General features: G+C 43.6%; 14 protein-coding genes and 1 tRNA gene. 9 read left to right on the forward strand and 6 right to left on the reverse strand.

The genetic code is table 11. The features are described 5' to 3' along the window. Positions 1–84 precede the first annotated feature (84 nt). Together CWD77_RS08575 and gltX are read right to left on the reverse strand one after the other, a co-directional pair. Positions 85–3,165, reverse strand: coding sequence for an AsmA family protein (locus CWD77_RS08575; protein ID WP_101073155.1), 3,081 nt, complete (start codon positions 3,163–3,165; stop codon positions 85–87). A gap of 163 nt (positions 3,166–3,328) precedes the next feature. Next, positions 3,329–4,819: a glutamate--tRNA ligase gene (gltX, locus tag CWD77_RS08580; protein WP_101073156.1), complete on the reverse strand. Its 1,491-nt coding sequence runs from the start codon at positions 4,817–4,819 to the stop codon at positions 3,329–3,331. A 127-nt stretch (positions 4,820–4,946) separates the two neighbouring features. Here gltX and CWD77_RS08585 point away from each other — a divergent pair, with 127 nt between their 5' ends. Continuing rightward, positions 4,947–5,669: a DUF1499 domain-containing protein gene (locus CWD77_RS08585; RefSeq protein ID WP_101073157.1), complete on the forward strand. Its 723-nt coding sequence runs from the start codon at positions 4,947–4,949 to the stop codon at positions 5,667–5,669. A 177-nt stretch (positions 5,670–5,846) separates the two neighbouring features. Further along, on the forward strand, positions 5,847–6,275 hold the full coding sequence (locus tag CWD77_RS08590; RefSeq protein ID WP_101073158.1) for a VOC family protein: 429 nt from the start codon (positions 5,847–5,849) through the stop codon (positions 6,273–6,275). A 2-nt stretch (positions 6,276–6,277) separates the two neighbouring features. On the opposite strand, the gene CWD77_RS08595 is transcribed toward CWD77_RS08590, so the two are convergent. Then, complete coding sequence (locus tag CWD77_RS08595) at positions 6,278–6,658, reverse strand: hypothetical protein (protein ID WP_101073159.1); 381 nt, start codon at positions 6,656–6,658, stop codon at positions 6,278–6,280. A 141-nt stretch (positions 6,659–6,799) separates the two neighbouring features. Between CWD77_RS08595 and CWD77_RS08600 the strand changes: the two genes are divergently transcribed. Continuing rightward, positions 6,800–10,117 (forward strand): lamin tail domain-containing protein, encoded by a 3,318-nt coding sequence (locus tag CWD77_RS08600; RefSeq protein WP_101073160.1) that lies wholly within the window; start codon positions 6,800–6,802, stop codon positions 10,115–10,117. Here the strand turns inward: CWD77_RS08600 and CWD77_RS08605 are convergent. From CWD77_RS08605 to CWD77_RS08615, 3 genes are all read right to left on the reverse strand, one after another. Then, the gene (locus CWD77_RS08605; protein ID WP_101073161.1) at positions 10,114–11,457 is read right to left on the reverse strand and encodes a pyridoxal phosphate-dependent decarboxylase family protein; all 1,344 of its coding nucleotides are present in this window, start codon (positions 11,455–11,457) and stop codon (positions 10,114–10,116) included. The genes CWD77_RS08600 and CWD77_RS08605 overlap by 4 nt on opposite strands. Before the next feature lie 189 nt (positions 11,458–11,646). Then, positions 11,647–12,519 carry a DUF3078 domain-containing protein gene (locus CWD77_RS08610; RefSeq protein ID WP_101073162.1) on the reverse strand — a complete coding sequence of 291 codons (873 nt, stop codon included), beginning with the start codon at positions 12,517–12,519 and terminating at the stop codon, positions 11,647–11,649. A 14-nt stretch (positions 12,520–12,533) separates the two neighbouring features. Further along, on the reverse strand, positions 12,534–13,022 hold the full coding sequence (locus CWD77_RS08615) for a phosphoribosyltransferase family protein (RefSeq protein WP_101073163.1): 489 nt from the start codon (positions 13,020–13,022) through the stop codon (positions 12,534–12,536). 101 nt (positions 13,023–13,123) lie between these two features. Here CWD77_RS08615 and CWD77_RS08620 point away from each other — a divergent pair, with 101 nt between their 5' ends. From CWD77_RS08620 to pth, 6 genes are all read left to right on the forward strand, one after another. Then, the gene (locus tag CWD77_RS08620) at positions 13,124–13,429 is read left to right on the forward strand and encodes a hypothetical protein (protein ID WP_101073164.1); all 306 of its coding nucleotides are present in this window, start codon (positions 13,124–13,126) and stop codon (positions 13,427–13,429) included. Between the two features lies 1 nt (position 13,430). Further along, positions 13,431–14,597, forward strand: a complete 1,167-nt coding sequence (locus tag CWD77_RS08625; RefSeq protein ID WP_101073165.1) for a DUF2851 family protein — start codon at positions 13,431–13,433, stop codon at positions 14,595–14,597. A 48-nt stretch (positions 14,598–14,645) separates the two neighbouring features. Continuing rightward, positions 14,646–14,716 (forward strand) — tRNA-Gln (locus tag CWD77_RS08630). Between the two features lie 70 nt (positions 14,717–14,786). Beyond that, the gene (locus CWD77_RS08635) at positions 14,787–15,719 is read left to right on the forward strand and encodes a ribose-phosphate diphosphokinase (protein ID WP_101073166.1); all 933 of its coding nucleotides are present in this window, start codon (positions 14,787–14,789) and stop codon (positions 15,717–15,719) included. Positions 15,720–15,737: 18 nt separating this feature from the next. Next, positions 15,738–16,442: a 50S ribosomal protein L25 gene (locus CWD77_RS08640; RefSeq protein WP_101073167.1), complete on the forward strand. Its 705-nt coding sequence runs from the start codon at positions 15,738–15,740 to the stop codon at positions 16,440–16,442. 15 nt (positions 16,443–16,457) lie between these two features. Next, complete coding sequence (gene pth / locus CWD77_RS08645; protein WP_101073168.1) at positions 16,458–17,015, forward strand: aminoacyl-tRNA hydrolase; 558 nt, start codon at positions 16,458–16,460, stop codon at positions 17,013–17,015. Positions 17,016–17,047 lie beyond the last annotated feature (32 nt).

A 17,047-nucleotide genomic window follows, 5' to 3' on the forward strand; every position in this document is an offset into this window, starting at 1 on the left:
AGATGATTTTAATTCAAGTGGCGCCGTCCAAAATACAAAAGAGTGAGGGAAGCTGCATTCAAATTATTGGCAGCTCCAAACTCATCAATTTCCTCCAAAAATTCTGCGAAGGGCGTCTCCCGCACGATCGCGGAGAATATCCTGAATGACTGACGTATCGGGACGTACCTGTGGATCTTCCGATGTTCCGGTAATGAGGACCGGTACCGCAAGTGTACCGTCTTCCCGCTGTAGTGCCTCGGCCGCTTCGTTTGAAATGACTGTTGCAATGCCACGTTTAAACCGTTCGGGAAGGAAAAGTGTGGCTTTGTAATTAATTGCATCGGTTACCAAGTGCTGCGTTCCTTCCAATTCCATGCCGATGTTGTCACTGGTTAGACTGAAATCTTCCAGCGTCATCACGGTATCTTTGATGGCAAAAGTTGACGTGAACTCATCCAGATTCATTCGGTTGAGTTCATCCGCGCGGAGGAACTGAGCCAGACGCTGCTGTATCGGATGTCCTTCAATTCGTCCCTCGGCCAGCCCGAATGTTCCGGATGCATCTGTTGTAGTGATGTCCGGTGCGGCCGTTTCATCCAGTTCGGTATAATATTCAAATTCTGAACTGAATAGTCCGCTGATGTACTCATGAAACTTACTATCGCTCCCCATAAAACCGGTGTCACGGAAAAATGCCTTTGCCCGTAAATCTGTAAGAGATCCGTTAAACTGAACATTAGTGCGAAGCGGATCGGGCACTTTCCAGATCATTGTTCCTGTAGCGGCGCCTTCGAACATGCTGGCTTCAGATTCATCCAGAATCAGTTCGTCGGGGTTCATTCGTCCTGAACCGGTGATTGATGTGATCGGCAACCCAAATATTACGAGACTATCAATATTTGCCGTTACATCTGCGGTCAGATTTGGCAGGTTGATGGGCAGCGGCTCTTCATCTGTTTCCTCTTCCCAGTCAATCATTTCATCCATGTTGAGGAATCGGCTGCGGTAGTTTCCGGTCATATTTGGCATCGTCGCTTCCGAATTATGGCTCTCTTCAAGGAAACCGAGATATCTGCGTAGTGAGCCCTCCAGCTCAAAGTCTGACGAGCCATAGTTCATGGAAAATTGTTCCAGCGTCATTACCTCAGGGGTTGTACTCAGTCTTCCCTGGAGATCCGTAACCGGCAGTGGGATGGAGTCTCCGATGGCATTGACGTTGCTTACCTCTAACGATCCATTCAGGGCAATTTGAGTCGGATCACCGGCCGGGCCCCGCGCATTCAGATTCATCACTGCATTCCCGGTCAGTTCCTGAATCCAGGGTTCAAGCGGATAGTATGTGGAGATGTCATCAAAAAGAGCATTTCCATCGAATGTAAGATCGAATGTAGGATTTTCACTTAAATAGTTGGAAACAGTGCCGGTCATGACGAGGGCATTTTCGCCGGTTCGGAATCGTGAATTGCTGATTGTTAAGCGAGTTCCCGTCGCTTCGGCAACAAAGGTGATGTCTTCCAGCGGACGGGCCACACTGCTGTGCGAAATGTAGCCGTTTTGAAGTTCAATAGTACTGCTTTGAAGCAGGGCTTCAATTTGATCCGGGTCAGGTTCTCCCTGAAGTTGAATTTGCGCATCCAGCTGTCCTCGCATCATCAATGTATCCTCATCAATTGGGTAGAACTCTTTTACAGTAGCCAGGTCGAAATTCAAATTGGCTGAAAGGTCAACCGATCGGGTGTTTTCATTCAGTGGGTTGAGAACAGATCCCGTCATAGTAAACTGATTAGACTCTGCTCTGAGTCCCGACTGATTGATCGTAATTCGATCTTGATTCGCTTCAATGTCGGCTTCAATATTTTCGATTGGCCGAGGAACATCCGCATATTTAATTCTGCCATCAGTAAGCTTGAAAATTCCAGAAAAGGTTGCCTCTTCGGGTTGATCCATCCGACCGTTTGCGTTGGCATTTGCTTCCAGGAGTCCGGCAAGTTCATCAACTCCAAACTCTTCGATAGGGTAAAATCGGCTCAGTGTCCCGAGATCCACATCGCCGTCCAGTTCAACAGAGAAAACCCCATCATCGTCAAGCGGACGTTCGAGAGTACCTGTTGCCGTTATGGTATTGTCTCCGGCACGGGCACGAAAATCACGGATGGTAGCAAGGTCGTTACTAATATCTACCTGAATGATAATATCCTCGATAGCGTCGGGAAGATCCGGATTTTGCAGGTATCCGTCGGCCACATCAATAACTAGATCGAACTGAGGCAGATCCTCCTCTGTTATTTGCCCCGAAACCGATCCTTCCAGGCGCATTGAGCCACGGGTTTCGAGTCCGGCAAGTACTTCATCATATTCCGGCGGTGCCAGTCGGAGAAGTTCACCAAAGTTATCTGAACTGGATGAGAATTGGAGATCGACTGACGGTGCGTCAGAACTCCAGTTCGAGATGTTACCGGTAAGGTTCAGGGCCAGTTCACGAATGGAAAAAACACCTTCGCTCAGGGTTAAAACTTCGTTTTCGAGATCAAGAGTGGAGGTTTGGTTTAGACTGAGGGATAAATTGCTGACGTAATTGGTTTCGTCAATAGTGGCACTCAGGGAGCCGAGTTGAGCATCCACAGTACTTTCAATCAAGTCGGCGAAACGGAGTGAAATGTCGGCATCCAGTTCCGACAGGTTGAACAGAGAACGGGTGGTTTCATCTCTGTATGTGAGTTCTGCTTCACGGATCGTGAACCGGGAAATATCAATAGCCATACCTTCCTCTTCCTCGGCAGACTCTTCGTCAGCTAAATCGAGTAAGAAATCTATGTTCGATGTGGAATCCTCATAAATATGATACGAGATTGAAGGTCGATTAATCGAGAGCTTTGATATGGATAGCTCACTTCTGATAAGAGGTAAGAGTTCAACACCAACAATAAGATCATCAACGGTTGCTAACGTATCTCCCTCCGGAGTTGGAAGTAGAAAATTCTCCAGCTCAACACCAAACTGTGGGAAGGTTCGGAAAAAGGTAAGCGACATATTTTCAACCTGAACATCGCTGCCGGTGATGGCCCGGACTTCGGGTAGAATCATTCCTTTTAGACGGTCATCAGTGAAATAGAGGTTCAGCGCTACAATGATAATGGTGAGCAGGATGATGAACCCTGCGAAGATCTTGAGAAAGGTTTTCATGTGTCTCCGATTGTTATTGAACTGTTTCTAAAAAGATAACACGTTTTGATGAATAATCGAGTTAAGAAAAGATACTCGGTTACGGTAAGCTTAATAAAAAAAGCCTGTTTTGCTCATCAAATGAACAGAACAGGCTTTGATACTCTTAAGTTTCTATTTTTAACTAATCCAGCTTTTCCAGTGCAGTGTTTAAGCGTTTTAGCACGATCTCCTTTCCAAGTAATTCCATGGATGCAAACAAGTCGGGCCCAAAACCCTGTCCTGTTACGGCAATACGAAGAGGCATCATTAATTTGCCAAAACCAACATCATTTACATTGATCACATCCTCGAGATGACTCTTTAATGTGGCTGCTTTAAATTCGTCATCCTGAAGTCCACTAATTTTCTCTCTGTATTGAGAAACCAAGTCTGAGCTGTCCGATTTCCATTTTTTGAGAGCTTTTTCATCATACTCTTCAGGATCATCGAAAAAGAAACTTCCCATATCCAGAAGTTCATCAATTTTACTGACGCGGTCTTTCAAAAGCGAAATTGCTTTCTGCAGATATTCATCATCCGGAAATTCAACACCTTTGGCTTTAGCGATTGGCCTTAATCGTTCGGCAATGGCTTTGTCTGTTTGTTCTCGCAAGTAGTGCTCATTATACCACAGTAACTTTTTGTGGTTAAAGACCGCACCGCCTTTGCTTACCCGGTCTAATGAAAAGAGATGGCAGAGTTCATTCAGAGAGTGAATTTCACTATCGTCTCCCGGACTCCAACCTAGATACGCCAGGAAATTGACCAGTGCTTCCGGCTCATAATTTTGTTTGATATACTCTTTTGTGTTCACCGGAATTCCCTCTTCCTCCGCTTTTCGCTTGGAGAGTTTTCCACCGCTTGGTGACATGATCAAGGGCAGATGTGCCATTTGCGGGGGTTCCCAGCCAAATGCCTGATACAGAAGAATATGCTTTGGCGTACTGCTGAGCCACTCTTCTCCACGAATAACATGAGAGATCTCCATCAAATGATCGTCCACAACGTTAGCAAGATGGTAGGTAGGCATCCCGTCAGATTTCAGCAGAACCTGATCGTCCAGTCCTTTTGATTCGAATGAAACATGTCCGCGAATGAGATCTTCAAAACGGATGGTTTCACGTCGCGGTACTTTCAGGCGAATTACATACTCTTCACCGGCTTCAAGCTTTTTCTCGACCTCATCCTGCGAAAGGGTCAGGCTGTTTTTCATCGACTGACGTGTGACGGCGTCATATTTTGGAGATGGATTCCCTGACTTTTTCAGGCGTTCACGCATCTGATCGATTTCATCGGTAGTGTCGAACGCGTAGTAGGCTTTGTCATCCTCAATCAGCTGTTTAGCATATTTATGATAGATCTCCTGGCGTTCACTTTGTCGGTAAGGTCCAAAATCACCGCCTTCATTTGGGCCTTCGTCAATATCCATGCCGCACCAATTCAGAGAATCTACAATATCCTGTTCTGCCCCCTCTACATATCGGCTTTGATCGGTATCTTCAATTCGTAGAATAAATTTTCCACCCGAATGGGATTTTGCAAATAGATAGTTGTAAAGTGCGGTTCGGAGTCCGCCAATGTGCAAAAATCCTGTGGGTGATGGTGCAAAACGCACGCGTACTGATCCTTCCATGAAACTTGTTTTATGATGAAATTTAATTAGCTTCTAAAAATACGGCGATTTATGAACGAAGGCTAATCAAATCCGATTGGTTGTTATGATCGACCAAATAGCCATCCACTAAATAATATTACTGATTATGAAATTTGCCCGAATCTTACTCTACTTCACCTTTTTTGTGGCTCTTGTATTCCTTATGTCCGGGTATGGATATCAATGGAATATCTGGGATTTGGGAACGGGGTTCACTCTGCTTAGATATGCGGCTTATGCATTGATCGGGATATTTGTAGTCAGTGCGGTGTCTCTTTGGTTTTTACGGAAGTCCGGGTTTAAGGCAACGTCATATCTCGTAATTATATTAATTCTGTCGGGTGCGGCATCGGGTACAGCACTCTACTGGCAGCAAAGAGCACAGTCTGTGCCAGCAATACATGATATTTCTACAGATTTAGATTCACCTCCTGAGTTTAGCGCTATGGTAAGATTACGCGCTGACGCCCCGAATCCTCCGGAATATGCAGGTGAAGAAACTGCAAATGCTCAGCGTGAAGCCTACCCCGAAATCCAGCCCTTGATTCTGGATGCAGATCTGCAAGATGTAATGGATGAAGCGGTAATGCTGGTTGTAAATCGCCGGTGGGAATTAGTTGCCATTAACCGGCAGCAAGGCAGGATTGAGGCCACAGAAAATCTGGCGTGGTTTGGATTTAAGGATGATGTTGTTTTGCGATTTTCTGAAACCAGCGAGGGAACCCGTGTGGACATGCGCTCTAAATCAAGAATTGGCCGAAGTGATGTTGGAGTGAATGCGAAACGAATCGAACAATTTTTGGGCGACCTTGAGAATAGATTTGAGTAAGCTTTTTCAGAAAGCACAAAGGGTTTGATTGGGTGAATCTTCGCAACCGGGTGTTTTACGATCAAATAATATTCAGTGGGTTTGTGTAACTATACGTATTAAGCGGATTTTGCTCATCAAAATTGCTGGACGTATATTTATTGAAATTTCAACCACCAAATAAATGAACCAGTAATTATGTCAGATTCTAAAATTCCCCGATTTCATCTTGCTTTTCCCGTTAAAGAGTTAGAAAAAACGATGACCTTTTACAGAGATCTTCTCGGTTGCAAAACCGGGCGCAGCTCCGAAAAATGGATCGATTTTGACTTTTGGGGTCATCAGGTTGTTGCCCATGTGAGCCCGGAAGATGCAGGGAAATCTGCATCAAACGAGGTGGATGGTCATGCCGTGCCGGCCAAACATTTTGGGGTAATCCTTGAGTGGGATGAATTTCACGAGCTCGCAGATCGATTAAAGGAGCATGAGATCAACTTTGTGATCGAACCCTATGTTCGTTTTGAAGGAAAGCCGGGAGAGCAGGCTACCATGTTTCTGCTCGATCCAAGCGGAAACGCATTGGAATTCAAGTCATTTCGGGATGAGAGCCAGATCTTTGCTAAATAAAATTAGTTTTCCAGTTCCTTTAATTTGAATTCTGAGAGTTCAAGCCGGGCTTTGCTTAATACGCGCTCGGCTATTTTTTTATCTTTTCGGCGAATATAAACTGTGGCAGTACCGTGATCGGCCCCCGGAAGTTCATTCATTACCTTCATAGACTTTCCTACAATTTCAATCTTGGCTCCAAACCATCCCGGTTTATAATTTATCTCCTCAATATCCTCGAAAGAAATCTTAAGCTCTTTCAAATCGGACTTGATTAGGCCAACAACCGTGTCCTGGCTTTCAAATTCGAGTATCAATTCATCTTCGCCAATATGGAGTAAGCCCTTCGCTTCTGTCAGGCCGTAGTTTAGATTTTTAATACGAAAAGGAATTCGCCTGCTCATAGTATACTCAGATTGAAAATTCTGTTGGTTAAAGTATTGTATTTCTGAATGATTCAAAATATAGAATCTTTTGCAGTGGTCCTTTTCAAAATGTAAATTCAAAGTACTGTACAAATAAAGCAGAGAGAAAATTGAATTGAAATGGGGACAATTCTACGTAAAAAATTGGGGTTTGTTTTTTTAGTTGTTTTAGTAGCCCTTCCGGTCAGTGATGTTTTAGCACAACCATCCAAAATTGTTATCAATGAGTTTATGGTGGATCCTCCACCGGACTTTGTGCCGTATATAGAACTATATAACTCCGGCAATGAACCTGAAACTGTAAAGGATTGGGTGTTGTTGAGAAGATCCGGTACTGATAATACCGGAGGGTTGATTACGGATCAGGAAACTGAACTGCTGCCTGATGATTACCTGGTTATTACACCCGATTCGTCGGCCATTGAGTTGATTTACGGGGAGATCCATCAACTTGAAATGGATCAATTTCCCGGGTTTGAAAATCTGGATGAAATTCGATTGATGACAGATTCAGGAGAAACGATAGATTCGCTGAGGTTTGATCTTTCCCTTTGGGGCGGATCCGGTGTGGCTTTAGAGAGACGGCGGGCAAACTTCCCTTCAGAATACCGGGAGAACTGGGCTGAATCTCCGGCAGAACTATTTGGGACACCGGGTAGTGAAAATCTGGTTGATCCAGACTATCCCTTCACAATCACCAGTATTCAGGTTAGCGGAGCGGGCGATCTGTTTTTGATCTTCAATTCTGCTATCAACCCAATGGATGTGAATGCAGATAAATTTGAAGTTGATGGTATCAATCCGGACTCAGCTGAGTTGACGGATCAGCATACGGTTCGATTAACCTTTAACAGGCCGTTGGGTACTGGTGAAAAAATTCTCCGTACAGGAGAAATTAGAAGTATGCCGGGGTGGTCTATTAGTGATGGAGAACAATTCCATTTCATAATCTATGATGAATATAGTGCGGGTGATGTCGTGATCAATGAGTTTATGTATGATCCGCCCGTGGATTATCCGGCCTATGTCGAACTTTATAACAGGAGTGATAAATTTTTAAATCTTATAAACTGGAGGTTGCAGCGAAAGGAGATATCATCGCAACCCGGTGGGGTCATTACAACCGGTACTTTAGCACTTCGGCCAAATGAGTATCTCGTCATTACAAACAGTTCTGAAGCTGCAGTAAATATTTTTGGGGATATCAAGCTTTTTGAAATGAGTAACTTTCCCGGCTTTACAGTTACAATACCGGAACAGATCAGGCTGTTTGATTCAGAGGGTGTCATAGCGGATTCTTTGGAGTACACACCATCAACGTGGGGAGGAAAGGATGTGGCGCTTGAGCGTAAAAGCCCGGAGGTCGGATCTGAATATGTTGAAAACTGGGCTGAATCAACATCCATGTTATTAGGAACTCCCGGCAGGGAAAATGAAGCACAACCGGACAGTGACAGGCCGATTTTAACAAACCTGACGTTTTTTGAGAATCGTGGATTTCTATTGGAATTCAACAAAACAGTAGAACCGGAAAGCGCAACGAAAGAGGGACACTACAGCTTCAACCCGGAGCTGACGATCCAGAAGATCGAAGTTGAAGGAAGTGAAGTTTTAATACTGTTTAGACAAGAGTTTCAAAACGGCAGAACCTATTCAGTAACGGCAGAAGGCATCACGGACCTTTTTGGAAATGAACTGCTAAAAAGCACCCACGCTATAGATTTCTTGGAATTTGATGAGGTTACTCCGGGAGATGTTGTGATTAATGAAATACTGTATCGCAGAGAGAATGCGGGAAGCCCGGAGTTTGTCGAACTTTATAACAGAACGGATAAAACAATCGACTTGAGCGGGGCGATATTTTTTGCAGGATCAAACAGTACAACCATGCCCTCGAACACCGTTCTAAGATCGAATGAATACCTGGTAATCACAGATCAGCAGGATTTTGCAGGTGAATCAAAAGACATCATCTATCTGCCCGGCTTTCCCGGGTTGAGTAATTCAGGCAGTAATATTGGGTTCAAAAATCAGAATGGAGTAATCATCGACAGTCTCAAATATAGGCCTGATTGGGGAAGAAATAATCCGGGAATTTCGCTTGAACGAAGAGATCCTTCGGCGCTATCCATTGATCCTGCAAACTGGATGGAAAGTTCAGATGAACGCGGGGCAACTCCTGCAGGACAAAACAGCCGATTCCAGATAGATTTAGCACCGCCGGAGATCTTATTTGCAAATTTGAGCCATCCGGATTCGCTTGAAGTTATTTTTAGTGAATTTGTGAACCTCAAAGTGAGCAGTAAAAATCAAGAATCCGATTTTTCGTCAACTCAAGACGGTTTTGGAACAATTTTTAAGATAAACGGCGAGGATGCGCGTGTAATCGATTATTATGAAAGCCGGGCAAACAGAATTGTGTTGAGTACAGAGAAATTTCGTCCGGGAGAGGAAAATACGCTTAGTGCAGAGGGGTTGAAGGACTTTAAAGGAAATCGAACAACGGCTAATCATCCTGTTACACAGCCTGTGAATACTGGCGACTTGGTGATCAATGAGATCATGTTTCATCCATTGACCGGAGGGGATGATGCAATACCTGAACAGTCTGAATATTTGGAAATCTATAACCGACAACCCTATTCAATTTCACTGGAAGGACTGTTTTTGCACGATGAACCGGATGAAAATGGAAATACTACACGTATTGAGCCTGTGTCGAGCAGAAATCGCCGGATACCTGCAAACGGTTATGCACTATTGTTCCCGGAACCTGAACCTGTGTCACTTTCGGGTAGCCGTACAGGGATCGTGTTTGATTTGTCAGATGAACTGGATCCGTTTGCATTGAGGGCAGAACGTGCCGGTTTAAGCCTAACTCTGTCCGGCCGTGCAATTTATCTGACAGACAGTACACAAACAGTTATTGATAAAGTTGATTATAGTCCGGACTGGCATAATCCCAATTTGATTACTACACAAGGGGTTTCGCTGGAGCGAATTCATCCAGGACGTGATTCAAATGACCCGGAAAATTGGGGTTCCAACACAACAATTATTGGAGGAACTCCCCTGACTCAAAATTCACTTCATCATAATTTTGAGGGTGAAGCTTCTTCTGAAGGAATCGAACTGACACCAAATCCATTTGCCCCGGAAAGTGAAGGGGATGACCACGAACTCAGTATTAATTATGAATTTGAGGATCCCGATTATCTTCTAAAGGTGAAGATATTCGATCGCTATGGGCGATTGGTTCGAAATCTTGCAAACAGTTATACGGCCGGTTATCGTGGTTCATTGGTGTGGGACGGTCGCACGGATGATGGAAAGAGAAATCGAATCGGGATCTATATTGTCTATGTTGAAGCCTACAATGGTTCAACCGGAGATAAAAAGATTTTCAGGGATACGGCTGTACTTGCAAGGCAGTTCTAAATTCCAATTCGCTCAACCAAGGTTTTTACAAACTCTTCATGTTCCTCTTTCATAAATACACTTCTCAGCAGAACTACGTGATCCGTTTCGGCTTGATAGTCGTGGAAGCGTGCTGTAAACTGACTTACAGGGATCTTATAGAGACTCAGATGAAAACCTTCGGAGGGATTATTTGTATTCATTCCATGATTAAACACTTCTCTGCTCAATTTGTTGATTTCCGAGGTGCTTTTCTGTTCTGGAATTTTGAAATATCCGACAATATCAAGATCAGGTTCCTGATATAGATCGAATGTGGAGCTCTTTTTCAGTAAATCGGTAAAAATAAGGGCTGCCGATCGCGCTTTAAATAATATTGACCCTAAACCGCTTGAAGAGAGAGGCAAGAGCTGAAGTGTTGCCCAAAAGGCTGCAGCTGAGGCCCCGGCGCGCGAGCACTCCAGACTGATTTCGCCCAGATGCAGATCATCGGATGTAAAATAGGTATAGGGGGAATCGTGCTTGTAAAACTTACCCACAGATGGATCTTTGTAAAGTACACTTCCACAGCCATAGGGTTGCAGGCCATGCTTATGAGGGTCGATGACGATACTGTCAGCCTGATACAAACACGGCCAATCCTCAGTTTTTGGAAGGCTCTCCTTAATCAGGGTAAAAAATCCACCATATGCGGCGTCAGCGTGTACCCGTATTCCATGGGTTTTTGAATACTCAAGAATTTTTGAAAGCGGTTCGGTTGTACCCAGGCCGGTTGTACCCATGGTTACCACAATTGTACCGATCTCATCTGCATGGGTTTTGATGAATTCGAAGTCCGGATTGCCAAAATTATCAACAGGTATTTCCAGGAAATCGGTATTTAAGACCCTGCACATTCGTCTGTGCGTGTAATGTGCATTCGAAGTGGCCGCAATAGCTTTGCCAGGGTGGATTTCGCGGGAAACAAAAAGAGCTTCCAGGTTGGCAATAGTGCCGCCAGAAGTCAGGTGGCCTAAATATGTGTCGCCATATCCAACCATGTTAGCGAGTTCTTTGACGGCTTCTTTCTCCATTTCGGAGGTTGGAGGTCCGCCATCCAAAGCGTGATTGTTTGGGTTGATGGTTGCCGTTAACATATATGCAAGCCAAGCAATTGGGTGTGGCGGTTTAAGCATTTGTCCTGCATAAGAAGGGTGATGAAATGGGTAGTTCCCTTCAAGGCGTTCTTCCAGCTTATCCAGAATCGATTCGATCTCCGTTAGCTCAGTAATATCGTTCTGAGCTCCAAATTGGGAGCGCCACGCATCCAATTTACGCAGCGCTTTTTCTATAGCGGGTAGATAAGGGGTGAATTGGTTCAAAGTTCCGGTTTAAATTAACTTGGGTTCAAGATAAAATTTTGAATTTTAAGTCTCCCTTAACAGTGGGGGACTGTGGAAATGTTCATCAAAAAATGATGAATAAAATAAATTTAGACACCCCTCTTAGTCTCCCCTTTTTAGGGGAGAATGAGTTTAATCCGTTATCAGTTTTCTTTTAATGAATTCACATTAAATGAGAATAAATGAAACTCCTACGGAAAGTACCTGTGCAACCTGCAGCTCTTTGGAGTAGTCATCATCATAAATGAAGTCCAGCCTAAGGGAGGCATTCATGAAATCATTGATTTTTCCGGTAAACTGATTTGTCACAAAAACATCTGTACTGCTAATTGCTGTATTCAAATTGGTGAACATCTCAAGTGATGAAGAGAGGCTCAGGTTAGTCCCAAGTTTTCTGTCGTATGCGACGGCAAAGGTTAAACCGGCCTCATTTCTAAAGGTATCGCCTTCGTCCAGGCCATAAAGAGTGGAAAGGGATTCATTCCTTACAAAGGTTTGCTGGAGACCTAAACCCGTTTCAAGAGAAAAATTATCAGAAGGGACATAAGCCAGACCGGCATTTTCACTCAAGTAACCGGGAGCCATGAACTCAGAAATGAAGATGTCGCTGCCGTCGGGCGCTTCACCATATTCATATCCTTTAGCAAACTGTGTTCTAAAGTTAATGTTACCAAATAATTTAAAGTCGCTTTGTCGGTCTGCTCCCAGGTCATATAAAAACCGGTTGCGAACAGAAAGCCGATCGTCTGTTTTGCGAACACCTTCTCCTTCAATTTTAGTTTGGCCATAACGAGTGTTCAGTTCAAATATGTATGCGAATCGTTCTTTCTTATATGCTGCGGTGTAAGCAGAGTTTCCTGTAAATGCAAGATTATTGATACCACCTTGCGACCAGTTTGAGTAGGCAGCCTGAGAACCGTTTAATCCTGCAACCCAGCTTAAATCCCATCCATCTAAAGAATCGGGGATGGCAACGTCCTGAGCCTGGATTGTGAAAGTTGTAGAGAGAAGGAGTAATAGTAGCAGAGATAGTTTCTTCATGGTTTTATTTAGAATTATGAATTACTCTCGGTTAAAACAATAGAATCAGGAAGGCCATTTTTTAATCCTACTTCTATCTGCTCATTGAGTTTTGTTGGGATATTCATCCCAATAACAGCAGCCTGAATAGGGTATTTTCGATGCCCCCGATCTACGAGTACAGAAACGAAAATTTTATTGAATCGTTCTCTGTCCGGGATTTTATCCAATCCTTTCAGGATGGTTTCACCGCTAAAGATCACATCATCAACAATGACTAACACACTGTTTTCGTTAACCGTATCAGTGAAGCTGAATGATTCATCTGAATGGGCCCAGAGTTGCTCGGTTAGATATGAAGAGTCAGAATCTTTATTTAGAAATTTTGATAATTGCTTTGAAAGGGCGTATCCGCGTTCGTTTAATCCAATGAGTCGAATTTCTTTGCCATGTGCCTCTTCAATAATTTGATAGGCCATGCGCTTGATGGTGCGTGTAATTCTGTTGCTGTCTGCAAGGATCATAAATTTGAATAAATTATCAATAAACTAAACAGAAAGTATTCAATTTAGTATACTATATACAAATGCGGTTTCGACTAATTTAAAGATTAGAAGGGAGTATCATGAATAGTTTAGTAAAACAATCAATTGTAGCAGGTGGGAGTTTCGCTGGCGGTTTGGTTGCCGGATACCTGTTGCGAATAAAGAAGTCTGAATTACAATCAACATACAGATCTGCAAAATCTCTTTCTTCAGAATTTGCCCAAACTGTGAAGATCCGGGGAGGTAAAATTGCCGATAAAGGTTTAGAACGTGTAAAAACGATTCGAACCGACATATCCCTAAATTTCAAAGATCCTATTCCAGATCTGTATAAAGCGACAGAATCCCTCACGGTTGATGATTTAGATTTAAAACTTCCCCGGTAACATGCTGCCCGATCGATATTCAGAGTCGCTGCTTCAGTGGATTTGGGAAAACCTGGAATTTAACGGTGCAAACCTTCAGTCGAATACCGGAGATGAGATCGAGATCTTTGATCCCGGTAAAAAAAATCACGGAGCCGGTCCCGACTTTCTCCATGCCAACATAAAAATTGGAGGAATCCGGTTTTACGGGCATGTTGAAGTTCATAATCACGAAAAAGAATGGTTTGAGCACTGCCATCACAAAGATGAAAATTTCAATAGTGTTGTTCTGCATGTGGTGCTCGAGAGTGGAGATAAACCGACAGTTACTTCAGACGGTTACCGTCCGGCTCTACTTAACCTGAAAAGCTACCTGTCTAAGCCACTATTCGAACTACTTTTTCTAAAAGAAAATAACGGGCTTCCTTGTTCAAGCCGGGTCACAACAATTCATCAACGAGCATTTGAGCTGCAGATTGAAAAAGCCCACAGGGAGTACTTTAGATATAAAGTAAATGAACTGATGGAGTGTTATAATTCACACCTTACTCCATCTGATGCCTGGTTAAATTCATTTATTCAAAAAGTTTACAGCGCTTTAGGTATACCTTCCAATCGGGTTTCGATGGAGAAGTTGTTTCTGGATAATCGCGATAAGTTTTCAAGCCAAACAGACCGGGATTCTTTTGTTCAGGAAGTTCAGAGCATTGCATTTTCCAACATTGGAAAAGAAAAATACAACTGGAATGAGTCCGGGATGAGGCCTGGAAGTCAACCCCGGAAAAGAGTAGTGCAGGCTGCAACACTGCATTACGAAATCAGTAGTTACAGTGTTAGTAACTTTTTGTCTGATGGTACCGATGCCTGGGCGGGTATTATCAATTCTATACAGAATCAGGATCTTCCGGGCAGATCAAGAATGAACATCATTGGCCAAACCGTTTTTCTGCCGGCAATTTATTTATTAGGAGATCTATTCCATTCTCAGGATCTCTGCTCTCAATCTTATAAGGAATGGAGCGAATCATCATCAGAGCTGCCAAAAGAAGTTCGGATGCCCTTCGAGAAATCAGGTTTTGAACTGTCGCAACCCGTGCAAAAGATGGGGTTGGCGCATCACTACAAACGGTTCTGCAAAGAGAGGAACTGTCATAGATGTGAGGTGTTTAAAAGTGCAATTAATTCTTGACACATAAAAATCTTGTTTCTATCTTTGAATTCTGTCAATTCGATGAATTGCCCGGTCGTCTAATGGCAGGACAGCTGGTTTTGGTCCAGTCAGTGGGGGTTCGAATCCTCCCCGGGCAACATGTCATTATAAAAGGATGCCAGAGAGGTACTCCTTTTTCTTTTTTAACAACCTTTACCTGTCAATCCGTTGGATACGCCACTAGCCATATTTGCCGGTCGAAGTAATCTTGCACTGGCCCGTGCCATTGCCGAGAGTTATGGCACTGATTTGGGCGAAGTAACGATCAAGTCTTTTTCTGACGGCGAGCTGTATGTGAAGTATGAGCAGAGTATCCGTGGAGAAGATATTTTTGTTATACAATCGACACCTCCACCGGGCGACAACATTATTGAGCTGTTACTTTTATTGGATGCTGCAAAAAGGGCATCCGTTAAGCGAGTGACAGCAGTGATACCATATTTTGGTTACGCCCGGCAGGACAGGAAAGATCAACCCAGGGTTTCCATTGCTTCTAAAATGATGGCGAATTTACTGGTTGAGGCCGGGGCGGATCGAATTTTGACAATGGACTTGCACGCTTCTCAGATACAGGGATTTTTTGATATCCCGCTGGATCATCTATACGCGAGCCGGATTTTTATCGAGCATTTTACTGAAAATCCTATTGAGAACCTCGTCGTTGTGGCTCCGGATGTGGGTAGTTTGAAAATGGCACGCGCCTATTCAAAAAAGCTGGGTGCGAGTCTTGCTTTTATCGATAAAAGAAGGCCGAAGCAGAATGTTGCAGAGGTGATGAACATTATCGGTGAAGTAGAAGGAAAAAACGTTTTGATCGTAGATGATTTAATTGATACTGCGGGAACCATAACCAATGCTGCCGTTGCTCTAAAAGAGAGAGGTGCTTTGAATATTGTTACCACATGTACGCATCCGATTTTATCAGGCCCTGCTTATCAAAGAATTGAAGATTCACCGATCGATCAACTGTTAGTTACGGATACGGTTCCATTGAGGAAGCCATCCGATAAAATTAAAGTATTAAGTGTTGCGGGTATTTTTGCAGAAGCGATTCAGCGGATCCATACCAACGACACTATTAGTGCACTTTTTGATGATTAATCAATAATTGAAAAAACCATGAAGCAACCGGAAATATATAAACTGGAAGGCGAGAAAAGAGATTTAGGGAAAAAATCAGTAGCTCAATTGAGAGACGATCTGAAAGTACCTGCTGTTCTTTACGGTCCTAAAGTAGAAGAGAACGTTCACTTTTCCATTTCGGAAGTGGATATTGAGAAGATTCTCTCATCATCTGAAACCAAACTGCAAGAGTTGACCGTCGACGGGACAACCTATAAAACTCTTCTGAAGAATGTTGAGTTTGATCCGGTTACCGATCGGGTTCTGCATGCCGATTTCTACGTATTGGATGAATCACAGCGTGTGAAACTGAAGATTCCAATTCGACTTACCGGAACGGCTATCGGTGTTCGCGACGGTGGTGGACGTGTATTCCAAACTATGCGTATTGTACGTGTTAAGGTAATGCCTGACAAAATTCCTGCAGAATTTGAATTGGATATTACTGATCTTGGAATAGGTGATTCTTTACACGTAAGCGAGCTGGACATGGAAGGAATTGATCCGCTTGATGATCCGCGCCGTACAATCGTTACCATTGCTCCTCCAAAATCTGAAGCACTGTTTACAACCTCTATTGAACCTGACGAAGAAGAACTTCTTGAAGGTGAAGAGGCTGAAGAGCTTGCTGAAGGAGAAGAGGCACCTGAAGGTGAAGAAGCAGCTGAAGGCGAAGAAGGAAAAGAAAGCAAAGAAGAATAAAATAAACTCTTTGTTATGGCACTGATTGTTGGCCTGGGGAATCCGGGTTCTGATTATAAAAGTACGCGCCATAACGTAGGTTTTGAGGTGATCGATAACCTCGCCGAAAAACTATCCATCTCTTTTGATCCCGATAACGGCCTTTACCAAAAAGGTGAAGGCCGTTTTAAGGGACAATCCGTAGTTCTGATAAAGCCCACCACATTTATGAACAGAAGCGGAAAAGCTATTACGAAAGCACTGGCAGAAACCGGTTTTGATAAATCAGAATGTTTAGTCTGTTACGATGATATCAATCTTGAACCCGGGCAAATTCGACTGAGGCCTGGAGGGAGTGCCGGCGGCCACAACGGTATTTCAGATATCATAGAAAAACTGCAGACAAAATCTTTCCCCCGACTGCGTGTGGGCATTGGCAAAGAGTTTTCACGGGGCAAACAGGCCGAGTATGTGCTTGATCCATTTACAGCAGAACAGCGAGAGGAGATTGATAAATCGATTGATCTTGCATCAGATGCAATTTTGACGTTTCTTCGTGGTGGAATTGACATTGCAATGAATGAATTTAACTAATTCGATACTATCGCTAACTGAAAACCAATAAA

Origin of the sequence: Rhodohalobacter barkolensis, assembly GCF_002834295.1 — a bacterium.
GTDB classification, from domain to species: Bacteria; Bacteroidota; Rhodothermia; order Balneolales; family Balneolaceae; genus Rhodohalobacter; species Rhodohalobacter barkolensis.

Coding starts and splice junctions, on each gene's coding strand:
- CWD77_RS08575 (WP_101073155.1), bottom strand. CDS start 3,165: ATGAAAACCTTTCTCAAGATCTTCGCAGGGTTCATCATCCTGCTCACC.
- gltX (WP_101073156.1), bottom strand. CDS start 4,819: ATGGAAGGATCAGTACGCGTGCGTTTTGCACCATCACCCACAGGATTT.
- CWD77_RS08585 (WP_101073157.1), top strand. CDS start 4,947: ATGAAATTTGCCCGAATCTTACTCTACTTCACCTTTTTTGTGGCTCTT.
- CWD77_RS08590 (WP_101073158.1), top strand. CDS start 5,847: ATGTCAGATTCTAAAATTCCCCGATTTCATCTTGCTTTTCCCGTTAAA.
- CWD77_RS08595 (WP_101073159.1), bottom strand. CDS start 6,658: ATGAGCAGGCGAATTCCTTTTCGTATTAAAAATCTAAACTACGGCCTG.
- CWD77_RS08600 (WP_101073160.1), top strand. CDS start 6,800: ATGGGGACAATTCTACGTAAAAAATTGGGGTTTGTTTTTTTAGTTGTT.
- CWD77_RS08610 (WP_101073162.1), bottom strand. CDS start 12,519: ATGAAGAAACTATCTCTGCTACTATTACTCCTTCTCTCTACAACTTTC.
- CWD77_RS08615 (WP_101073163.1), bottom strand. CDS start 13,022: ATGATCCTTGCAGACAGCAACAGAATTACACGCACCATCAAGCGCATG.
- CWD77_RS08620 (WP_101073164.1), top strand. CDS start 13,124: ATGAATAGTTTAGTAAAACAATCAATTGTAGCAGGTGGGAGTTTCGCT.
- CWD77_RS08625 (WP_101073165.1), top strand. CDS start 13,431: ATGCTGCCCGATCGATATTCAGAGTCGCTGCTTCAGTGGATTTGGGAA.
- CWD77_RS08640 (WP_101073167.1), top strand. CDS start 15,738: ATGAAGCAACCGGAAATATATAAACTGGAAGGCGAGAAAAGAGATTTA.
- pth (WP_101073168.1), top strand. CDS start 16,458: ATGGCACTGATTGTTGGCCTGGGGAATCCGGGTTCTGATTATAAAAGT.